Origin of the sequence: Simplicispira psychrophila DSM 11588 (genome assembly GCF_000688255.1) — a bacterium.
GTDB lineage: Bacteria > Pseudomonadota > Gammaproteobacteria > Burkholderiales > Burkholderiaceae_C > Simplicispira > Simplicispira psychrophila.
The window spans coordinates 136,684-152,438 of record NZ_JHYS01000003.1; the positions used below are offsets into that span (position 1 = coordinate 136,684).

14 protein-coding genes are annotated in these 15,755 nt (G+C 63.7%); 5 read left to right on the forward strand and 9 right to left on the reverse strand.

Features of this window, described 5'->3' with window-relative positions; translation table 11 throughout:
- Nucleotides 1–25: 25 nt before the first annotated feature.
- From Q390_RS0104495 to Q390_RS0104515, 5 genes are all read right to left on the reverse strand, one after another.
- On the reverse strand, nt 26–667 hold the full coding sequence (locus Q390_RS0104495; protein WP_027994993.1) for a TIGR04282 family arsenosugar biosynthesis glycosyltransferase: 642 nt from the start codon (nt 665–667) through the stop codon (nt 26–28).
- Complete coding sequence (locus Q390_RS0104500; RefSeq protein ID WP_027994994.1) at nt 664–1,335, reverse strand: TIGR04283 family arsenosugar biosynthesis glycosyltransferase; 672 nt, start codon at nt 1,333–1,335, stop codon at nt 664–666. The genes Q390_RS0104495 and Q390_RS0104500 overlap by 4 nt, the downstream gene beginning before the upstream one ends.
- On the reverse strand, nt 1,332–3,542 hold the full coding sequence (locus Q390_RS0104505) for an FAD-dependent oxidoreductase (protein WP_027994995.1): 2,211 nt from the start codon (nt 3,540–3,542) through the stop codon (nt 1,332–1,334). The genes Q390_RS0104500 and Q390_RS0104505 overlap by 4 nt, the downstream gene beginning before the upstream one ends.
- Nucleotide 3,543: 1 nt before the next feature.
- Nucleotides 3,544–4,524: an arsenosugar biosynthesis radical SAM (seleno)protein ArsS gene (arsS, locus tag Q390_RS0104510; protein ID WP_027994996.1), complete on the reverse strand. Its 981-nt coding sequence runs from the start codon at nt 4,522–4,524 to the stop codon at nt 3,544–3,546.
- A gap of 223 nt (nt 4,525–4,747) precedes the next feature.
- Complete coding sequence (locus Q390_RS0104515) at nt 4,748–5,860, reverse strand: FAD-dependent oxidoreductase (protein ID WP_027994997.1); 1,113 nt, start codon at nt 5,858–5,860, stop codon at nt 4,748–4,750.
- Nucleotides 5,861–6,051: 191 nt separating this feature from the next.
- Between Q390_RS0104515 and mtnP the strand changes: the two genes are divergently transcribed.
- The 3 genes from mtnP to Q390_RS0104530 all read left to right on the forward strand — a co-directional run bounded on the left by mtnP (nt 6,052) and on the right by Q390_RS0104530 (nt 7,978).
- Entirely contained in the window at nt 6,052–6,918 is an 867-nt protein-coding gene (gene mtnP, locus Q390_RS0104520) for an S-methyl-5'-thioadenosine phosphorylase (protein WP_027994998.1), read from the forward strand.
- A 76-nt stretch (nt 6,919–6,994) separates the two neighbouring features.
- Nucleotides 6,995–7,552, forward strand: a complete 558-nt coding sequence (locus Q390_RS0104525; protein WP_027994999.1) for a methylated-DNA--[protein]-cysteine S-methyltransferase — start codon at nt 6,995–6,997, stop codon at nt 7,550–7,552.
- Between the two features lie 240 nt (nt 7,553–7,792).
- On the forward strand, nt 7,793–7,978 hold the full coding sequence (locus Q390_RS0104530; protein ID WP_027995000.1) for a CsbD family protein: 186 nt from the start codon (nt 7,793–7,795) through the stop codon (nt 7,976–7,978).
- Between the two features lie 125 nt (nt 7,979–8,103).
- Here Q390_RS0104530 and Q390_RS17515 read toward each other — a convergent pair whose 3' ends face one another.
- Nucleotides 8,104–8,679 (reverse strand): M23 family metallopeptidase, encoded by a 576-nt coding sequence (locus tag Q390_RS17515; RefSeq protein ID WP_051603026.1) that lies wholly within the window; start codon nt 8,677–8,679, stop codon nt 8,104–8,106.
- Nucleotides 8,672–9,694, reverse strand: a complete 1,023-nt coding sequence (locus Q390_RS0104540) for a L,D-transpeptidase family protein (RefSeq protein ID WP_211250413.1) — start codon at nt 9,692–9,694, stop codon at nt 8,672–8,674. The genes Q390_RS17515 and Q390_RS0104540 overlap by 8 nt, the downstream gene beginning before the upstream one ends.
- A 285-nt stretch (nt 9,695–9,979) precedes the next feature.
- Here Q390_RS0104540 and Q390_RS0104545 point away from each other — a divergent pair, with 285 nt between their 5' ends.
- Entirely contained in the window at nt 9,980–11,191 is a 1,212-nt protein-coding gene (locus Q390_RS0104545) for a multidrug effflux MFS transporter (RefSeq protein WP_027995002.1), read from the forward strand.
- Nucleotides 11,191–12,606 carry an MFS transporter gene (locus Q390_RS0104550; RefSeq protein ID WP_027995003.1) on the forward strand — a complete coding sequence of 472 codons (1,416 nt, stop codon included), beginning with the start codon at nt 11,191–11,193 and terminating at the stop codon, nt 12,604–12,606. Before Q390_RS0104545 ends, Q390_RS0104550 begins: the two co-directional genes overlap by 1 nt.
- Nucleotides 12,607–12,776: 170 nt before the next feature.
- Here the strand turns inward: Q390_RS0104550 and Q390_RS0104555 are convergent, their stop codons facing one another.
- Both Q390_RS0104555 and Q390_RS0104560 read right to left on the reverse strand, forming a co-directional pair.
- The gene (locus Q390_RS0104555) at nt 12,777–14,003 is read right to left on the reverse strand and encodes a tetratricopeptide repeat protein (protein ID WP_051603027.1); all 1,227 of its coding nucleotides are present in this window, start codon (nt 14,001–14,003) and stop codon (nt 12,777–12,779) included.
- A complete protein-coding gene (locus Q390_RS0104560) occupies nt 14,000–15,751 on the reverse strand; it encodes a DUF4384 domain-containing protein (RefSeq protein WP_084153770.1) in 1,752 nt (583 codons plus the stop codon). Before Q390_RS0104560 ends, Q390_RS0104555 begins: the two co-directional genes overlap by 4 nt.
- Between the last annotated feature and the right edge of the window lie 4 nt (nt 15,752–15,755).

Genomic DNA, 15,755 nt, shown 5'->3' on the forward strand with positions numbered 1-15,755 from the left:
CGCCGGAGGTGGGTGAAGACAGGCTTCATGGTGTGGGACACGGAAAAGCAGGGAGGTCGTCCCGCAGTTCTGCGGGCAACCAAGGCAGGTCGTGCGGCTCGTCGATGTCGTGCAGCGTTGGCAGCCTGCACAGGCGCCAGCCCAAGCGGTCCAGGCGGCGCTGGGTCTCAACGGCCACGGCATCGGTGCTCCAGGGCATGGCGTCGAACAGCACGGGGTGAAAACGGTGCAGGCCCAGCAAGGCATAACCCCCATCGGCGGTGGGTACGAGAGCGGCCTCATGGCGCTGCAGGGCTGCTGCGGCGCTGCGCAGCACAGGGCTATCGAGTGCCGGACAGTCCGTGCCGATCAGCACAATCGCTTCCCCTTTCTCTGTTACCCGCTGCGCCGCGCGGCCCATGCGCGCGCCCAGATCGCCCTCACCCTGGTCAGACCAAACTAGGCCGTCTGGCAGGCCCATGCCCTGCCAGTCAAAGTCCTGCAGCCCGGGGGTGACGCAGAGTTCGACCGGGCCCAGCTGGGTCGCCAGGGCGGTGTGCACCGTGCGTACCAACATGCGTTGCGCCAGTTGGGCAGCGCCGTGCTCGCCCAGGGCAGGGATCAGGCGCGTCTTGCAAAACCCCGGGATGGGCGCCTTGGCGATGATGACGATGCGGGTGGGCTTCATTGGTAGGCCTTGGCAAGCTGGCTGGCAGAAGTGCCCCGCCAATAGGCCCAGCGCAAGCGCCACATGAGGAAAATAGTGCGCCACAGTCCTCGCTGCTCCCAGCGGCGGCCCGACGTGACCACCTGATCCGTCAGGCAGATCGGACGTGACAGGCAGCGCAAGCGGCTGGACATCTCGATGTCTTCCATCAGCGGCTGCGCCGGGAAGCCGCCGACGGCATCAAAGGCCGCACGGGTCATAAAAATACCTTGGTCGCCGGTGGCGATGCCGGTAAGGCGCGAGCGCCAGTTCATCAACCAGGCCACCAGTCGCAGCATGGCGGGGCGGCCTTGTATGCGCACATCAAAGCGCCCCCAGGGATGCGCTTGCGACACGCTGACCTCCAGCCGCTGAAAGGCCGCAGGCGGTAAGCAGGTGTCGGCATGCAGGAACAGCAGTACATTGCCGCTGGCAGCGGCGGCGCCTGCGTTCATCTGCCAGGCACGGCCGCGCGGCGCACGGACCACGCGAAACCCCAGACATTCGGCTAAATCGGCACTGCCGTCTTCGCTGTCGCCATCGACCAGAATGATTTCCACACCCTGGCGCGCCAGGGGCCTCAGGTGCTCGCACAGCCCGGCCAAACCAGCCGCTTCGTTGAGCATGGGGACGATGACCGAGAGCTTCATGGCTTGGTTCCCGGTGACGCCAAAGGTGCGTTGTGGTTTTTGCGACGCCAGGCGTGGTAGCGCTGTAGCCAGGCCAGCACCTGCTGCGGCGCATGTGCCCGCTTCCATTCGCCCGCAGCGTATTTGTTGGCTTCGGCCAGCGTGGGGTAGGTGTGGATGGTGCCGAGGATCTTGCTTAAGCCCAGGCCATGGCGCATCGCCAAAACAAACTCCGCCAGCAGGTCGGCCGCATGTTCGCCGACGATGGTTACGCCCAGAATGCGGTCTTTGCCCGGCACAGTGAGCACCTTGACAAGGCCGTAGGCAGCGCCGTCGGCGATGGCGCGGTCCAGATCGTCGATGCCGTAGCGGGTGGCTTCATAGGCGACGCCCTTTTCCTTGGCCTCTTGTTCGTTGAGGCCGACACGGGCCACCTCCGGGTCGATGAAGGTTGCCCAGGGGATGACCGAGTAGTCCACCTTGAAACGCTTGAAGTGCCCAAACAGCGCATTCACGGCGGCATACCAGGCCTGGTGCGCGGCGGTGTGGGTGAACTGGTAGGGGCCGGCGACGTCGCCAGCGGCGTAGATATTGGGGTAGAGCGTCTCTAGGTACTCGTTGGTCACCACCGTGCGCTGCGTGGGGATGCCCAAGGCCTCCAGGCCATAGCCTTGCAGGCGCGCCACGCGGCCGACGGCACAAACCAGGGCGTCAAATTCGATGCGCCGCTCCACGCCCTCCCGCTCGACCACGATGTATTTGTGTGTGGTGCCGTTGCGTTCTTCGCGTTCGCAGCGCAGCGCTTTGTGCCCGGTGAGCACGTCCACACCATCGCGGGCCAGGGACGCACGGGCCAGCTCAGACACCTCGACATCCTCGCGCGCCATGATGCGTGGCCCCATCTCGATTTGCGTTACGGAGCAGCCCAGGCGCGCAAAGCTCTGTGACAGCTCGCAGCCAATCGGGCCGCCGCCCAGCACCACCAGCCGCGCCGGCGCGGTATCGAGCTGGGCAAAGGTATCCCACAGGGTGTCACTGGTGACGTAGCCCACCGCGTCGAGGCCGGGCAGTGGCGGCACAACGGGCTGGGCCCCGGCGGCGATGACGATGCTGCGCGTCGTCAGGCGCTGCTTGCTGCCGTCGGCCGCCTCGATCTCCACCGTCCAGGGGTCGATCACACGACCGTAGCCTTGCAGCACTTCCACGCCCAGCGATTGATAGCGCTCCACGCTGTCGTGCGGCGCAATGGCGCGGATGACCTCATGCACCCGCGCCATCACTTGACGAAAGCTGAACTGGGGCGCCACAGCCGCCAGGCCGTAGTGGTCTGCATGGCGCATCTGCGCTGCCAGCTTGGCACTTTTGATCAGGGCCTTGTTGGGCACGCAGCCGTAGTTCAGGCAATCGCCGCCCATTTTGTGCGCCTCCACCAGGGTGACCCTGGCCTTGACGGCTGCCCCGATATAGGCCGTGACCAACCCGGCCGCGCCGGCGCCGATGACGATAAGGTTGCGGTCATAGCTGCGCGGACGCGTCCAACGCGCATAGACACGGCGGCGCTGCAGCCAGCCCAAGACGCTCTTGGCGATCAGGGGGAAAACGCCCAGCAGCACGAAGGACAGCATGACGCCGGGCGAAACGATGCCGGCCAGGCTGTCGATCTGCGCCAGCTGGGTGCCGGCGTTCACGTACACCAGGGTGCCAGCCAACATGCCTAGCTGACTGACCCAGTAGAACGTCAACGAGCGAATAGGCACCAGGCCCATCAGCAGGTTGATGAGGAAGAAGGGAAACACTGGCACCAGGCGCAGCGTGAACAGGTAAAAGGCGCCGTCGCGGGCCACGCCCTCGTTGATGGGCTTGAGGCGGTTGCCAAACCGCGCCTGCACCCAGTCACGCAGCAGATAACGCGCGCTCCAGAACGCCAGCGTCGCCCCCAGGGTGGAGGCAAAAGAGGCAATCACGGTGCCCCAGAGCAAGCCAAAGATCGCACCGGCTGCCAGCGTCAGGATGGCGGCACCAGGCAAAGAAAGGGCAGTCACCAGCACATACACCCCGCCAAACGCCAGCCCCAGCAAGGCGGGGGATATGTTCTTCCATGCGGAAAACTGGTCAAGACCGGCTTTCAGACCTGCGAGCGTGAGCCACTGGGGCCCGTCCAGCACAAAGAAGGCCCAAGCCAGGGCGACCAACAGAACCAGCAGCACGAGACGTTTGGCGTTCTTCACCTCATTCCCCGGTGAGTGCGCCGCCGCAGCTGCTGCCCTGGCCGGCCGTACAGCCGTAGCAGTGATCGGCGGTGCGCACCGGTCGGCCGTCGGGGTTTTGCACTAGCAGATCACGCAAATGCGGTTGGACCGCCATACGCACGGCACCGCCAGCGGGCAGCGGCAGGCCCAGCTGCTGGTTGAAGTCACAGTCGTAGAGGTGGCCCTGCCAGTCCACGCTGATCAGGCTGCGGCACATCACGACAGCATGGTTGGGTTCGCTGAAACTGTCGCGCAGCAACTGCATGTAGCTGTTGAATTGCCCTTTGGAGATCAGCATGGAGCCAAAGCGTTGGATGGGCATATTGGTAACGACGAACAGCTCGTTGAACTCAATGCCAAAGTGCGCCTTCAACTCGCGCTTGTAGTCCGCCTGCAGGCGGCCCTGCTCAGGTGGCAGGGTGGCGCCTTGCGGGTTGTAGACCAAGCTAAGCCGCAGGCCAGCGCTTGGCTGGCCGTAGCCCAGGGCGTTGAGCTGCTGCAAGGCAGCAATGCTTTTATCAAACACGCCCTTGCCGCGCTGCTTGTCCACGTTCTCCAGTGAATAGCAGGGCATCGACGCCACCACCTCAACCCCTTGATCGGCGAGGAACTGCGCCAGATGCTCTTGGTCTGGCTCAAACAAAATAGTGAGATTGCACCGATCGATGACATGCACGCCCAGGGCCCGGGCCCGGCGGACCAGCTCCCGAAAACCCTCATTCAGCTCAGGGGCTCCACCGGTCAAGTCCAGCACCTGGATGGAACGGGCTTTCAGTACCTCGATCACCAGGTTGAGGTGGGTGCTGTCCATCATTTCGGTCCGGTTCGGGCCGGCGTTGACGTGGCAATGCACGCAGGTTTGGTTGCAACGGTAGCCAAGATTGACCTGCAGGGTGGTCAGGGCGCCCCGGCGCAGGGCCGGGAAAGTGGTTGCTTCAAGCAAGGGCAAGGTGGCGTGCATGGTGGTTCCCAATGGTGCTGGTGAGCGCGACTGGATACGCGTCATTCTCTGTTAGTCGTTTAGTCGTCCCGCATTTCAGACCCGAGCCGATTCGGCGGAAGGCAGCGACGATACCGCTGTGCCAGTCCAGCACTGGTACCGCCGATGTCGAAGGTAAGGGCCTGGATGTCCATGGGAGCTCTCCTTGCAGATAAAGTGCAACGAACCGGCGCTGCTCGGCAGATCAATCGACCTTGTAGGCGGTAAAGCGACGGACAAAGCGACGGTCGATCCAGTCTTTCCAATGCCAGACCCATGCACCTTCGGCGGACCAAGGCCCCCAGGAAGCAATCGCATAGCGCGGCCCACATGCGAGCAGATAGAGCGAATGGGGCCGGGGCAGATACGCCCGCAGCGGAGCACTTTGCAGCACGGCGAGCAGGTTGTCGGCGAGCACCGGCCCCGCATGCACGGCATGCACACCCGAACGGGACAGGCCCGTATTCGGACGTGCGCAGACGTCACCAGCAGCAAAAACGTTTGGGTGTGACACGCTGCGATGGTATTTGTCCACCAGTATGTAGCCGTCCGTGTCGAGGGCCAGTTTCGACAATTGGAGCCAGACAGGTGCCCGGGCTCCGGTGGCAGCAATCACTAGGTCAGCCGCTATTGGCTGGCCATCTGCCAGCAGAACACCTTCGGGCGTCCCGACGGCCCGCTGAAAATGGATGGTCATGCCTGCACGGCCGGCGTAGGCGAGCAGGCGCTCTTGCACGCGCCGGTGGTGGCCCTTCAGAACACCGCTCTCGGAGGCGATCAGATCCACCTGGACTTGAACGCCTGCGCGTTGGAGCGCAAATTGCGCGGCCAGGGCGATCTCGACACCGGCGGCCCCGGCGCCCACAACGGCCAGATGGAGCGAGCCGCGCTTTTGTGCCGCGGTCAGTTGCTCGGGCCAGCGCGTGAAAAATAGATCCAAGGGTTTGACCGGCAACAACTTGGTGCCCAGAGTTTCGAGCCACGAGGTTTCGGTTTCAGTTCCCACGTCCATGGACAGCCAGTCGTAATGCACATGCCGACCATCACCCAGGCACACGCAATGTCGGGTGGCGTCCATGCCCACCACGCTTTCCAGAATGAGCTGCCCACGCGCTGCGTTGACCAGCGGCTGTAAGTCAATTTGGCAGGCAGAAAGTTTGTAGTGGCCAGAGATCCATCCCGGCAACATGCCGGAATAGTTCTGCTGCGGGGATGGCGTGATCAGCGTAATCTCGACATTCGCTGGGCGTCGGACGGCCAGAGCCGTCAGCACCGAGAGATGGGCGTGGCCTCCTCCGACCAGTACGAGTCTTTTCATGCAGCAGGGGATCAATCTATTTGTTGAAGTGACGCTTGAGCATTCGGGCTGCTACCACGCGGCGTGTGGTGGATGCTTTTTAGTCGCTCTACACGGCGCCGTTCTTACACTGGCAAATACTAATTTTGTAATGAATGCGCCTCGGCAACGACCAAGAGATGCCATCGTCTCAAAATTCTGGAGTAATCACCATGACACATGCCCTGATAGGGATCATCGGCGGAAGCGGCCTCTACCACATGGACGCCTTGCGGGATGCACACGAACACGATTTGGAGACGCCGTACGGCAAGCCGTCCGACAGGGTTGTCACCGGCACCGTCCACGGCGTACCGGTGGCCTTTCTGGCCCGGCATGGCCGGGGCCATCGCTTGACCCCTTCGGAGCTGCCTTATCGGGCGAATATCCATGCCCTGCGACAGTTGGGGGTGCGCTACCTGGTTTCGTTCTCTGCAGTGGGTTCCCTGCGCGAAGAAATGCGCCCGCTGGACATGGTTTTGCCCGATCAGTTCATTGATCTGACCAAACGCAGGGACAGCACGTTCTTTGGCGCAGGTGCCGTGGCGCATGTGTCGCTGGCGCAGCCAGTGTGTGTGAACCTTTCCGACGTTCTGGCCCGTGCCGTGACCGAAGCGGGACTGGGTGACACGATCCGTCTGCACCGCGCAGGCACCTATGTGTGCATTGAAGGCCCCCAGTTTTCCACCATGGCCGAATCGCACTGGTACCGCAGCATGGGGGCCAGCGTGATCGGCATGACCAACATGCCTGAAGCGAAATTGGCGCGGGAAGCTCAGATGGCCTATGCCACGCTGGCCATGGTGACCGACTACGACTGCTGGCACCCCCGCGAGGCACATGTCAGCGCCGAAACCGCGATCGCCAACCTGATGCAGAACGCCGGCCATGCACAAGCGATTGCGGCCGAGGCTATTCGGATACTGGGGCGCGAGATGCCAACCTCTGCCGCCCACACAGCGCTGGACGCGGCCTTGGTGACCGGCAGAGAATCGATGGCCCCACAGGTAAAGCAGCGCCTGCAGGTATTCTGGAGTTGATCCGTCTTTGGATTTGCAGTCATTTACGGCTTGGAGCCTTATGTGGACAGCGCTTCTAGCTATCGAAAGGTGAAAAATGCAGCAACTAGCAACAGGATGGGCACCGTTTGAAACCGCTTTAGGCACCTGTGCCGTAGCCTGGGGGCCGCGCGGTATCGTCGCCATGCAACTGCCTGAAGTCGATGCGCCAGCGACGCAAGCACGTTTGCTCAAAGCCAGCGGCCCGCTGCCACAGGCGACGCCACCCGCAGCGGTGGCCAGCGCTATGGTTGCGGTTCAGGCGCTGCTGGCTGGGCAGCCGCACGATATGGATGCGGTGGTGCTGGACATGCAGGGTGTGACGGAGTTTCAGCGCCGCGTCTACGACCTGACGCGCCGCATTCCGCCCGGCCAAACGCGCACCTACGGCGAGTTGGCCACCGCGCTGGGCAACAAAAACAGCGCCCGCGCCGTCGGCCATGCACTGGGCCTGAACCCGTTTGCCCCGGTGGTGCCCTGCCACCGCGTGCTGGGCGCAGCCGGCAAGCCGTGCGGCTTTTCTGCGCATGGCGGCGTGGTCACCAAAATGCGCATGTTGGCCACGGAAGGGGCTGTGTCGAGCGATACGACGGCGCTGTTTGGATTTGCAGGCTAAATATTGCGCTTTTGTCCCACACGCCAGTGAAAGAAAAATGCCCATTATTGGGCCATGACCGATTCGCTCAACTGCGCTGGCACTGGTGCCTGTCACCGTTAACTCGCGCTGGTCCTTGTGGCAGCGGCGGTCGTGCGGTATCGAGAGTTCATCGTCGTGAGCCTCGGTTCCCGGTTGTGTAAAGGCGACGCCCCATTGGCGTTAATCCCGGTGGCAATGCCACCCGATAAAGGAAACGTAATGAACAAAGATCAAGTCCAAGGCACCCTGGAAAAAGCCAAAGGAAACGTAAAGGAAGCGGCTGGCAAATTGGTGGGCAACGAACGCCTGCAAGCCGAGGGCCAAGCTGATCAGGTGGCTGGCGCTGTGCAAAAGAAGGTCGGTGACGTCAAGGACGCTGTCGAGACCATTACCAAAAAACCTTGATTCCAGCGTCGAATTTTTGTACTGACATAGTGCAAGCCTGCCTGTTTTGAAACAGGCAGGCTTTTTTACGTGCTCTCTTGAATGTCAATGGTTGTTTTGCGCCGCTGGGTCGCTCATCCGGCGCGTCAGGGCGCTGCGGGGGTTTTATGTGTACCGCGCAGGTACGGAAACGGGTTGATGGGCACACCGGTCCACCAGCGCTGTTCGGCATCCAGCCGAAAGATGCCGAAGTGCAGGTGAGGCGCCGCTGGGTTGGCGTTGCCGGTGGAGCCGACGTAGCCCAGAAGTTGGCCCCGGCGAACCGCTTGGCCCTGGGCCAAGCCTGCGGCATAGCCGTCCAAGTGGGCGTAGTAATAGGCAAAGCGGCGGCTGGGATCAAACTGGTAAATGGTGATGCCGCCGGGTTGGCTCAAAAACAGCTTGGTAATCACGCCGTCGTCTACCGCCAGCACCGGCGTGCCCCGCGGGGCCATGAGGTCCAGCGCCTCGTGTACGCGGGCGCCACCACTGCGCTGGTCGGCATAGGTGTCGCGCAAGGACTCTGCTAGCAGCCCTTGCACCGGCATGTCCAGCGCTGGCGGCTCGACCGGCGCAGCTAACACATGCGCCGGTGGTAATGGTGGCGCCGCAGCGGTGCTCCAGGCGGGTAAAACCAGCACCGCGCCCGCCAACCAGGCCAGCCGCCAGCGGTGCTCAGGCATGGACATCCACGCCAAAGCCGGTCTTGACCAGTTGCGCCAGGCGCAGCACGTCCCAGTTGGTCAAGTGGACACAGCCGTTGCTCTCGGCCGTACCCACGCGCGCCGGGTGCGGTGTGCCGTGGATGCCCCAGTGCGGCTGGCTCAGGCCGAGCCAGTACACGCCGACCGGGTTGTTGGGGCCCGGGGGGAGGTCCACTTTTTTATCGGTCTTTTTAGTGCCCTTAAGCAAGTCGGGGTCAAAAGTGAACACCGGGTTTTTGGCAGCGTTCTTGATTTCCAGGCGCCCGACCGGTAGGGGATCGGAGCGGCCACCCATGCTGATCGGGAAAACTGCTATGACGGCATCGTCCTTGCCCAGCACCGACAGCACCCGGCCTGCTTTGTCGATGCGCAGAGCGCTGGCGCCCGTTGGTGCCTTGTCGGTTTCGTCCGCCACAAACGGCACCACGATGCTGTCGCCGGTTGCAAAGCGGCTGCCGGGGTTGGCGTTGCGCAGCCAAGCAGGACTGCAATGGAATTTTTCACCTAGCGCTTCTGGCAGGCTCTCGAAGTCCAGGGCTGTGAGCTTGGCGCGCTCCATGACATCTTTGGGCAACTTGGCAAAGGGGCCGGCCGTGTCCGCTGCCTGAAGCGTGTATTGCGCCAGCACGGGCGCAGGGGCGTCGCCTTGCAATGCTTTCCAAGTGCTCGCGTCGATGCGACCGCTGACCTGCAGACCGCGTGCCTTCTGGAGGGCGCGCACGCTGCGCTGCAGGTTGATACCAAAAATGCCGTCGATCTCGCCAGGCGAGAACCACGCCTGGTCCATAAGCACCTGAGCGCGCAGCACCGCTTCACCGCGCGCGCCCTTGGTCAGCGTAGGGGTGTCGGTGGCGGTGTTGACACGTTCGAGCAATTCACTGGCATTGGTCTTTTTAGCTGCAGCACCCGTAGCCGCAGCGCGCGGTGCAGCGGCGAAGGCAGCGGGGCAAGTGAGCGCTGCGAATAGGCAGACCAGCAAAGGGCGGCGTGTCAAAGAAGCGTTTGAAGAGGGAAGGGGCATTGCGTAGAAAACAGAACAGCCACAGTGGCGATGGGCCATCTTAAAAGCGATGCTGCTGTCGCCATGTCAGCCGAGGCCGTGTTACGCAGTTGCTGCGGAGCGCCATTAACTGTGCAGCCAGGCGGCCAGAGAGGTGCAGTCGTTGCCCATAGACGCGGCTGAGTTTGTCTGATCCGGCGCCCTGGCTTGCCCTGTATCTGACAGTGTTTACCGATGCCTGCCAGCATCGATGGAGCCGTGTAGCGACAATCGTGGGCTATGCTTTTTTCTCGCTATTTCCGCTTGGCCCTGATTTTGGGCTTGCTCTCGGCCATTGGCCCGTTTGCCATTGACATGTATTTACCGGCGCTGCCGGCCATTGGCGCCAACTTGGGCGCCTCGGTCGGTGCGGTGCAGTGGAGTCTGACGGCGTTCTTTTTGTCGCTCGGTGCCGGTCAGCTTTTGTATGGCCCGGTGTCCGACATACTGGGGCGCAAAGTGCCGCTGTATTTTGGGTTGGGCATTTTTACCGTCGCCAGCATCGGCTGCGCGCTGGCCAGCAATATTGAAACCCTGGTTGCGCTGCGCTTTTTGCAGGGCTTTGGCGCTGCGGCCGGCATGGCCATTCCACGCGCTGTGGTGCGTGACCTGTACACCGGTAACGAAGCAGCGCGGCTGATGTCGCTGCTGATGCTGGTATTCAGCGTCTCGCCCATCCTGGCGCCGCTGGTCGGCAGCGGGGTGATTGCCGTTGCTGGCTGGCGCGGGGTGTTCTGGATGGTGACGCTGGCGGCGCTGGCCGGGCTGGTGCTGGTCTATACCCAGCTGGACGAAACCCGGCCGCCGTCGCAGCGCGTCGATAGCAGCCTGGGCAGTGCGCTGCGGGGCTATGGCCTGCTGCTGCGCGACGGGCATTACCTCGGGCTGGTGATGATTGGCAGCTGCTCGATGGCCGGTTTTTTTGTCTATCTGGCCAGTTCACCGTTTATTTTTATCGACTACTACGGCCTGACGCCGACGATGTACAGCCTGACGTTCTCCCTCAACTCGGTGGCGTTTATTGGCGCGGCGCAGTTCACCGGCTGGCTGGGTGAGCGCTTTGGCTTGGTGCGCGTGGTCAAGGTGGCGGCGAACGCAGCCGGCGCAATCATGGTGCTGCTGCTGGGCTACTACGTGGCCGGGGGCGACAACATGTGGGTGCTGATGGGGCTGTACTTTGTCTCCAGCGCCTTTATGGGGCTGGTGATTCCGACCACCTCGGTGCTGGCGCTGGAGGAGCACGGCGCCATTGCCGGCACCGCGTCGGCCTTGCTGGGCACGCTGCAAATGCTGGGCGGCGCCTTGGCTATGGGCGTGATTGGCCTGTTTGCCAATGGCAAGCCGCTGCCGATGGTGATTGGCATGACCACCGGCGCGCTGATCGGTGTGGCGCTGACGTGGATCACCTTGGGCCGCGCTGGCACGCAGCGGCTGGCGCAGCAGGGCAGTTGATGGCTGACAGCACGCAGCCATCCCCACCCGACGGCCTAGAAAAGCCGGCGCGTGGCCGGGCGATGCTGGTCATCGTGCTGGGCATCACGCTGGCGGTGCTGGACGGCAGCATCGTCAATTTGGCCCTGCCCGGCATTGCGCGCGAGCTGCACTCCACGGCGGCGCATTCCATTTGGGTGGTCAACGCCTACCAGATCGCTTCGCTTCTTTTGCTGCTGCCGCTGGCCTCACTGGGCGAGCGCATCGGCTACCGGCGCGTGTATCTGGTCGGGATGGCGGTGTTTACGGTGTCGTCCGTGGGCGCCATGCTGGCCGACTCGCTGCCCACCTTGATTGCCGCGCGGGCGGTGCAGGGGCTGGGCGCCGCTGGCATCATGAGCGTGAACGCGGCCATGGTGCGCCTCATTTATCCGCGTGCGCTGCTCGGGCGTGGCATGGGCATTAATTCGATGGTGGTGGCGTTTGCTGCCATGTCGGGGCCGACGATAGCGGCGGGCATTTTGTCGGTGGCGCCGTGGCCGTGGCTGTTTGCGCTGAATTTACCGCTGGGCGCGTTCACGCTGTGGCTGGGCCGGCGTGCGCTGCCGTTCAACCCGGTGGCCAGTCGGGGCGCGCGCCCTGCGGCCATCGACCTGATCCTCAATACGTTGATGTTTGCGCTGATTTTTATCGGCGGCGAGCGCCTGAGCGTGCGCGGCCCCGGTGGCGCCGGTACCGACACCGGTCTCGGGCTGGCGCTGCTGGTCGCTGGGGTATTGGTCGGCTGGATCTATTTGCGCCGCCAAGCGCGCCAGCCGGTGCCGCTGTTTCCGCTCGACCTGTTGCGCCTGCCGGTGTTTGCGCTGTCGATGGCGTCGTCGGTGGGCGCGTTTTGTGCGCAAACGCTGGCCTATCTGTCGCTGCCGTTTTTGCTGCTGGAGAGTTTTGGCCGCACGCCGTTGCAGGCCGGCTTGCTGATCACCGCCTGGCCGCTGGCAATTGTGGTGGTGGCACCGTTGGCCGGGCGCCTGATTGGCCGCTACCCCGACGGCCTGCTGGGCGGCTTGGGCATGGTGATTTTTGCGGCGGGTGCGGTGCTGCTGGCGCTGCTGCCGGCCAGCCCGTCAGATGGGGACATGGTGTGGCGCATGGCGCTGTGTGGTGTCGGCTTTGCGTTGTTCCAGTCGCCTAACAACCACACCATCGTCACCTCGGCGCCGCTGGAGCGCAGCGGTGCTGCCAGTGGCATGTTGGGTACGGCACGGCTGACCGGACAGACTATGGGGGCCGTGCTGCTGGCCGCCATTTTTGGCCTTTTGCCGCCCAGCAGCGGCCAGGGCGAAATGTGGGCGATGTGGCTGGCCGCCGGCTTTGCCGCGCTGGCAGCGGTGTGCAGCACGCTGCGGGTGCACACGGCAGCCGGCCCAAGCCACTGACGCTGTTGCGATACGGGTGTCTGACGGGGCTAATTGAGCTATTAAAAAAATAGCTTAAAGCGCATATCCACTATGTCTTGGATGCGTATTACATCCCTGTTTTTAATGGTGCAGGCCGGCCATCTTGGCCGCGTGATGGCTGTGTGATGGTCGCCAAGCTGCGCGCGCGTTTAGTGCCTGCTGCCGTTCTGCGCGGCGCGCCAGGGTAGCGGAATCATGTCGTAGAGGGGCGTGGGGTCGTGCACAAAAAGCTGTGGACTGGGCGCAGACAGGATCGAGAGTACGGCGCCTTCGCGGGTGATGTCCAAGTTGGCCAGTTGCTGCATCCAGGCGAGGTCCACTGCGCCATCGGGGCCAGGGCGCGAATAGATGCGCTCCAGCATACGTTGGGCTGCCTGGCTGCCGTTGGCGGCGGCGACCTGGTACAGGCGCAGGGCTTCGGTGTAGTTGGCGGGTACGCCGTCGCCCCGGTGGTAGCGGCGGGCCTGGGTGAGCCATGCGTCTGCGCCCTGGTGACCGGGCGTTGGCTGCAACTGCACTTGCAAGCGGTTGGCCAGCAGCCGGGCGTTGGCGGCGGCGGCGGGTGAGTGCAGCGCGGCAGCGCGGAACTGTGCCAGTGCCTGGGGCAGGCGAGCGCTGCTTACGCTCTCCAGGCCCAGCTCGTTGAGGGCTTGTGCATTGCCTGCCTGGGCGGCGCGCACCAGCAGTTGGTGCTGGGGGGAGCTGTCTATGGTCGCCGGGGTGTTTGGCATCTCGGGGGTGGCAATGCGCAGCGGCGCGAGTTGGGTTTCCAGGCGCCACTCCAGGTAAAGAGCGCGCCCAGGGTCTGCGCTGCGCAGCTTGGCAATCCAGGGGCGTGCTGCAGTCGGGTTGGGCGGGCCGGTGCACCCGTCCATCAGGCACCAGGCCAGGCCGGCAGGCGCCAGCGGGTGGCCCAGCCGTTGTGCGCGCTCAAACCAATAGCGTGCCTCAGCGGCATTGGCGGGCATGGCGCGGCCATGCAAGGCCAGCAAGCCCAGTAGCCAGGCTGCATCCCGTGGCGCAGGGTGGCCAGAGGCCCGCCTGGACGATATGGCATTGGCTGCGACACGCAGTTTTTGCAGGGCTCGCTCCTGCGAGGGGTTGTCGGGGCCGGGAGGCTGCAGCGCGTGGGCATTCAGTTGCTCTGGGTCGATGTGTTGTGGCGTGTCCGGACTGGCCATGCGCTGCTGGCCGGGATCGCGGTAGCGTGGTGCAGTGGGGTGCAGCTGGGCGGGGTCAATAGGCTGAGCCTGGGGCAGGCCCTGCGCCTGGGCACATACGCCGCCTTGGCAGAGCGCCAGCGCAAGGCAGCACAGCAAGGTCGAGTGCGCGCTGGCGCATGGCAAAGGCCATGGGGGGCAGGGCGCCCTGCTCATTTGCTGGCCTGCGGCGCAGTGGGTCGCTTGGGCACCACTTTCCAGTATTTGGCGTTGCCGGTGTAGCCGTCTGCGCCCAGTGCCTGGGCAAAGGCTTGGTTGACCTGCTCGAGCCGCTGGTAGTCCGGGATGGTCTTGAGCGCTGGGCCTCGCAATGCCTCGGGCAGCTGTGCCATGTGGTCTTCTGCGGTGGCAAAACAGGCCACACCTTCGATTCCGGGGGCGACTGCATCCATGATGAAGCCGGGGTTGGGGCTCATCCAGTCGGGAATGCGCACGGCTTGGTTAGCCGACACCCAGCCCGAGGGGTTGGCGCTGTTGGGTAATAGGCGCATTACCGTGCCCAGGCCGTCCACCAGGTAGCACGACAGGTACGAGGTACGCGAGAGCGTGGCCGACAGGAAAATCTGCTCGCCCACTTCAAAGGCCGTGCGCTCCAGCAGGATGTTTTCAATCTGCATGTTGATGGTGCGCGCCGGGGCGGCTGCTCCATAGGCCAGTCCCGTCGGGTGGGGCAGCAGCTCTGTGGTGGCGGCAACGCTAGCGGCTGCCGCGTTGGGTGGTGGTGCGGGAGGCACCGGGGTGGCGTTGGTGGTGGCCCAGCCCACGCGCACGAGCTTGCCATCGGTGCCCAGTCCCACAAAATTGCGCAGCGCGCGCTCGTAGGTGGTGAAATCGATCACGCCGCTGACCACCATGCCCTGATCGGCCTGAAAGCGCGCTACGGCAGTGCGCAGTTGCGGGCTGTTGTTGGGCCATTGTTCGTCCCCGGCGCTCAGGTAGCCGCGGCTGATCAGTGAGCGCTTGACCAACTGGTGTTGCACCACCGAGTCGCCCTCCTCGTACCAGTCGTGCAGCTGGCGCTGGAAGTCCGGGTGTGTCTGCTCCAGCGTCAGGCACTGCCAATACGGGATGCGTGCCCATTTGCCAATCAGCTCGATGGTGGCCAGCTCGACCAGGGTGCGCACAGCGCCGCCCGTGCCCTGGGTGTAGTCACGCCCCACGTTGAATTGCACGCCATAGGTGCCAATGCGCCCCGCCAGATCTACCCCCTGGCCGCCGTTGCCGACGATGACCTCGTTGGCAGAGTCCAGGCCCGGAATCAGCGTGCGCGTGCGAAAGTCGCCCAGGTGCATCTCCAGCCCAATAACGGTGGCATTGCGGCTCTTGCTGTAGCCCATGTCAATGCGCGGGCCCGACAGGCCGGCATCAAAGCGGTTGTTAATCACGTTTTGGTCCACGAAGGCAATGGCCCCCGACAGGTACAGCGCGGGGCGTTGCAGCTGCATCTGGTTGTTGTTGAGCAAGATGGTGGTGAGGTTTTGCACCGTGTCCTGGCGTGCAATATCTACCTCGTAGTCCACGAAGCGAAACGCATTGCTCAGCCGCGACATCTGCGAGATGGCGGTGATCACCATGTCTTTGGTAGCCACCGAGACCCGCGCCGAATAGTCGGGAATTTGCTTGCTGGTAATGAGCGTGGTGGGTAGCTGGGCATTGCGCAGCATGTGGTCCATGCACTGCAGAGAATCCGAGAAGCTGGAGATCGAGCGTGTGGGCCGCACTACAGGTCGGTCTGCAATGGATGCCTGGCTTTGGAAGGCAGCATCGTTGCGCGCGTTCATGGGCGTGCTGCAGCCCGTGGCCATCAGCACGAGTACGAGCGCCAGGGCCAGCAAAGTGCCACAGCGCAAGCGATGAAACTGCGACAGGCGGGCTGCAGTGCCGGCAACGGCGGTGGACGACATAGGC

Bases quoted from the DNA above. Each gene is read 5' to 3' on its own strand.
- Q390_RS0104495 (WP_027994993.1), bottom strand. From the start codon at position 667: ATGAAGCCCACCCGCATCGTCATCATCGCCAAGGCGCCCATCCCGGGG.
- Q390_RS0104500 (WP_027994994.1), bottom strand. From the start codon at position 1,335: ATGAAGCTCTCGGTCATCGTCCCCATGCTCAACGAAGCGGCTGGTTTG.
- arsS (WP_027994996.1), bottom strand. From the start codon at position 4,524: ATGCACGCCACCTTGCCCTTGCTTGAAGCAACCACTTTCCCGGCCCTG.
- Q390_RS0104515 (WP_027994997.1), bottom strand. From the start codon at position 5,860: ATGAAAAGACTCGTACTGGTCGGAGGAGGCCACGCCCATCTCTCGGTG.
- mtnP (WP_027994998.1), top strand. From the start codon at position 6,052: ATGACACATGCCCTGATAGGGATCATCGGCGGAAGCGGCCTCTACCAC.
- Q390_RS0104525 (WP_027994999.1), top strand. From the start codon at position 6,995: ATGCAGCAACTAGCAACAGGATGGGCACCGTTTGAAACCGCTTTAGGC.
- Q390_RS0104530 (WP_027995000.1), top strand. From the start codon at position 7,793: ATGAACAAAGATCAAGTCCAAGGCACCCTGGAAAAAGCCAAAGGAAAC.
- Q390_RS17515 (WP_051603026.1), bottom strand. From the start codon at position 8,679: ATGCCTGAGCACCGCTGGCGGCTGGCCTGGTTGGCGGGCGCGGTGCTG.
- Q390_RS0104545 (WP_027995002.1), top strand. From the start codon at position 9,980: ATGCTTTTTTCTCGCTATTTCCGCTTGGCCCTGATTTTGGGCTTGCTC.
- Q390_RS0104550 (WP_027995003.1), top strand. From the start codon at position 11,191: ATGGCTGACAGCACGCAGCCATCCCCACCCGACGGCCTAGAAAAGCCG.
- Q390_RS0104555 (WP_051603027.1), bottom strand. From the start codon at position 14,003: ATGAGCAGGGCGCCCTGCCCCCCATGGCCTTTGCCATGCGCCAGCGCG.
- Q390_RS0104560 (WP_084153770.1), bottom strand. From the start codon at position 15,751: ATGTCGTCCACCGCCGTTGCCGGCACTGCAGCCCGCCTGTCGCAGTTT.